3 protein-coding genes are annotated in these 4,500 nt (G+C 43.9%); all 3 read right to left on the bottom strand.

Going from position 1 to position 4,500, the window contains the following annotated elements; translation table 11 throughout:
- Positions 1 to 97: 97 nt before the first annotated feature.
- Complete coding sequence (locus F6K37_RS32900; RefSeq protein WP_287254860.1) at positions 98 to 292, bottom strand: hypothetical protein; 195 nt, start codon at positions 290 to 292, stop codon at positions 98 to 100.
- 280 nt (positions 293 to 572) lie between these two features.
- The gene (locus F6K37_RS32895) at positions 573 to 1,112 is read right to left on the bottom strand and encodes a tetratricopeptide repeat protein (RefSeq protein ID WP_287254858.1); all 540 of its coding nucleotides are present in this window, start codon (positions 1,110 to 1,112) and stop codon (positions 573 to 575) included.
- A 63-nt stretch (positions 1,113 to 1,175) separates the two neighbouring features.
- A partial coding sequence (locus F6K37_RS32890; RefSeq protein ID WP_287254857.1) for a WD40 repeat domain-containing protein occupies positions 1,176 to 4,500 on the bottom strand: 3,325 nt, incomplete at its 5' end.

Genomic DNA, 4,500 nt, shown 5'->3' with positions numbered 1-4,500 from the left:
GGACCGTCCGCTCAAAACCTGCATCCCATCACCTAGGCATAATCAGGCTTTGAGGCACTTGTGTCCGGCAGTCAGCCTGTTCCCTATTCCCTATTCCCTATTCCCTAGGATTTATCGGATTATTCCCGACATCAAAAATAATTATAAATTCCGCATCAGGCATTAATCGTTTCAGGGCCCACAAATGTCCTTCGGCATCCGACCGATTGCGGAAGCGAGCAACAACAACTCGCTGCATTTCGGGTAACAGCCTAATGACCACCCATGGATGAAGGCGTTCCGAATAACTCATAATCAAACTATCTCCTTTGATAGGGGAGCCAGAGCTAGCCCGTTGATGTTGCACTTTCCCCGGGCTAGCTCTTGACTCTGGGCGTCTCAGCGCCCACTGTTATACTATAGCACAAAAATATTCTATTATAACATATATTGAAAGATTTTGGAACAAAGTCTTGAGGGAATCGGGAATCGGGAGTCGGGAATCGGGAATCAGGAGTCGGGAGTCGGGAGCAGATAAAAGAAATATGTCCTAAGCAATTTGAGAATTATAAAGTAGATTTATTGTTTATTATTTAAAATATAAAAACATCTCCCTTTATGGTTAAATCATTTCGCTCATTTCGCTGCTCAGGAACGCCGATAGAGCCGCTAAAATTTATGCTCCAGCGAAATCGAAATGTTTGAGCTCTAGTATCAAAAGTCCCGAAGACCCGTAAACTCTTCAACACCTCTTCCGTAAAAGGATTCTTACCAGCGCGGAGTTCATCTATCCATTGTTGCCGTTGTTGTTTGTAAGTTTGTAATCCTGCTATACGTTCATCATTGCCCATCGATGAATACCTCTGGTCAATCCACTCTAAAAATGCCTGAAAGTCTGATATCGCTTCTGCTGTATCTCCAGTCAGAGCACTAGCCAATCCACGACCCTCCTTCAATTCTTGCCGTTGTTTTTTGATCGATGAATACCTCTGGTCAATCCACTCTAAAAATGCCTGAAAGTCTGATATCGCTCCTGCTGTATCTCCAGTCAGAGCCCTAGCCAATCCACGACCCTCCTTCAATAGTCCATTTTCAGGCTCTTTAGCTACTGCTTTTTCACAGATATCTATCACATTAGTAGCATATCCATGGAGACTACCAAAGTAACAGATATAATTCCAAGATTGAGAAGAAATTTATAAGTTTGGGTCTAGTTGTTGTGCTTCTTTATAAGTAGATATTGCTTGGGCTATTTTTCCTTGTTTGGCTAAATTCTCACCTTGTTTAACTTTACCGGGTGCTGCTAGCTGTTTAGCTTTTATCTCTGGGTTTAATTCTAGCTCCGGATTCCATTCTTTGGCTTTTTGAAACTTAGCAATAGCACCATCGACATCCCCCTCTTTTGCTAACGTCTCACCCTGTTTGACAAGACCGGGAGATACTGCTACTTTGTCAACTAAATATTGGCATGTGGTTAAAGTTTCTAAAGCTTCAAAATTCTCCACAAAGTAATCTTCAAGCAACTTACAGCCCCGAGCCAGCATCTCACCTAAATCTTCAACTTGCCTGAGTCTGACAGTGCGCCCTGATGTCGTAGCCAGCATCTTACCATCGGGGCTAAAACTTACACTCTTTACCGAGGGTTGATGTCCTCTCAACACAGCTAATGGATTGCCCTGTAAATCCCAGAGTCTGACCGTTTTGTCCTCTGATGCCGTAGCCAGCATCTGACCATCTCGGCTAAACCTTACACTTATTACCGAGTGTTCATGTCCTATCAACACAGCTAATGGATTGCCCTGTAAATCCCAGAGTCTAACCGTATTGTCCTCTGATGCCGTAGCCAGAGTTTTACCATCTCGGCTAAAACTTACACTATTTACCGATCCTTCATGTCCTTTCAACAGTGCTAATTGATTTCCTTCTAAATCCCAAACTATGACCGTTTGGTCTTGTGATGCCGTAGCCAGGGTTTTACCATCTCGGCTAAAACTTATACTATTTACCCAGAATTGATGTCCTCTTAACACAGCTAATGAATTGCCCTGTAAATCCCAGAGTCTGACCGTATTGTCAGATGATGCCGTAGCCAGCATCTTACCATCTCGGCTAAAACTTACACTCTTTACCCAGGATTGATGTCCTCTTAACACAGCTAATGGATTGCCCTGTAAATCCCAGAGTCTAACAGTATGGTCATATGATGCCGTAGCCAGGGTTTTACCATCTCGGCTAAAACTTACACTATTTACCCAGGATTGATGTCCTCTCAACACAGCTAATTGATTACCCTGTAAATCCCAAAGTCTGATAGTACGGTCAGATGATGCCGTAGCCAGGATTTTACCATCTCGGCTAAACCTTACACTCTTTACCGAGTCTTGATGTCCTTTCAAAAGAACTAATCGATTGCCCTGTAAATCCCAGAGTCTAACAGTATGGTCATCTGATTCTGTAGCCAGCATTTTAGCATCGGAGCTAAAACTTATACTTATTACCGAGCGTCGATTTACCCGGTCTTGATATCCTTGAGACAGACCTAATCGATTGCCCTCTAAATCCCAGAATCTGATAGTTCCGTCCGATAATGCCATAGCCAGGGTTTTACCATCAGGACTAAAACTTACACTATTTACCGAGCGTCGATATCCTTGAAACAGAGCTAATTGATTGCCCTTTGAATTCCAGAGTCTGACAGTACGGTCAGATGATGCTGTAGCCAGGGTTTTACCATCAGGGCTGAAACTTAAACTATTTACCGAGCCTTGATGTCCTCTCAACACAGCTAGTGGATTGCCCTGTAAATCCCAAAGTCTGATAGTACTGTCAGATGATGCCGTAGCTAGCCTTTTACCATTTCGGTTAAAACTTAAACTATTTACCGAGTCTTGATGTCCTCTCAACATTACTAATGGATTGCCCTGTAAATCCCAGAGTATGATAGTACGGTCAGATGATGCCGTAGCCAGGGTTTTACCATCTCGGCTAAAACTTACACTATTTACCCAGGATTGATGTCCTTTCAACAGAGCTAATTGATTTCCTTGTAAATCCCAAACTCTGACAGTTTTGTCCGATGATGCGGTAGCCAGGGTTTTACCATCTCGGCTAAAACTTACACTATTTACCGAGTCTTGATGTCCTTTCAACAGAGCTAATTGATTTCCTTGTAAATCCCAGACTCTAACAGTTGTGTCCTCTGTTTTATCCTCAGTCAGCATCGTACTATATGATGCCGTAGCTAGCATCTTACCATCGGGGCTAAAACTTACACTCCTTACCGAGTCTTGATGTCCTTTCAACAGAGCTAATTGATTGCCCTGTAAATCCCAAACTCTGACCGTATTGTCCGCTGATGCCGTAGCGAGGGTTTTACCATCGGGACTAAAACTTACACTCCTTACCCAGTCTTGATGTCCTCGAAATATTCTCTTTTCTCTGAATTTACTAAGACTCTGCTGTAGAGCATAGAGAGGACTGATGGCAGGATAGTTATCCAAAGGGCGACCATCTTTGACGATATTAAAGAGCTGTTGCCCAGTCTCCATGGCTGAGTATAAAAGCTCTCGATTGCCATAGTAACCATTATCCCCTGGTAACCGTCGTAAAATATTAACCCCTTGTTGTTCTAGTCGCGCACCTGTTTTAGCTTCTTGTATTTTTTCAGCAGTTATCATAGCAATAATTATTGCTATAACTGAGAACAAACCCAGACTAATACCCCCTATGAGTATAGTTCTCTTGGCTTTCTGTTGAGCTTCAGTTAAGGTATCATTGGCCTTAGCTAATATTCGACTTTCTTGTGCCAATACCCTACGGTCTAATTCCTGACTAGCCCCTAAAAACTGATAATCCAAATCGCTCAAACTTTTATCCCTAGCCCAAGCTTGAGCATTCTCTAACGCTACCCCCCGCAACAAACGGGATTCATCGTGACACCCAGACTCAACCCAAGCCGTAAATGCTTCAGAGTAGGGACGCAGTCTAGCTAATTCCTGCTTAACCCAATCCCTATCGAAAACACTGCCATAAATCCGGTTGTTAACTTTTAAATACCCATCCCGCTCCACTACCAACCCCGATAGCCTTAATTCCGTCTGTTCTTCACTGCCATCAGCGGCAAGACTACCCTGATCTAATACCTGCTGATACAATCCCAACAGCCTACTCGCCCTTCGCTCATTTCTGAGAATGCGATCGCGTATGGTCTTCAAGTGCTCTGGCTTATCCTGAGATACCCAATTCTCAATAATCTGGGTACGGGCGACCTGTGCAACTTTAGTGCTGCAATGGGATCCCCCTCCCGTCCCCCTTAATAAGGGGGAAGCTTGAGAATGGTTCGATTCCCCTTCAGAAGTGCCCTCAACTCCAGTGCCCTCAACTCCAGTTCCCCCCTTGTTAAGGGGGGTTAGGGGGGATCCATCCACCATTAACTTACACAACTTCTGGGTCAGAAACGGTTGTCCCCCCGTCCAGTTCAATATCTCAGCTAACACCTGTTCAGGATTATCCACTTTCCCT

This window comes from Moorena sp. SIO4E2, from assembly GCF_010671945.1.
GTDB classification, from domain to species: domain Bacteria; phylum Cyanobacteriota; class Cyanobacteriia; order Cyanobacteriales; family Coleofasciculaceae; genus Moorena; species Moorena producens.
The sequence above is the reverse complement of the archived record's forward strand: the minus strand, read 5'-3'. Positions and strand labels throughout refer to the sequence as shown.

Bases quoted from the DNA above. Each gene is read 5' to 3' on its own strand.
- F6K37_RS32900 (WP_287254860.1), bottom strand. From the start codon at position 292: ATGAGTTATTCGGAACGCCTTCATCCATGGGTGGTCATTAGGCTGTTA.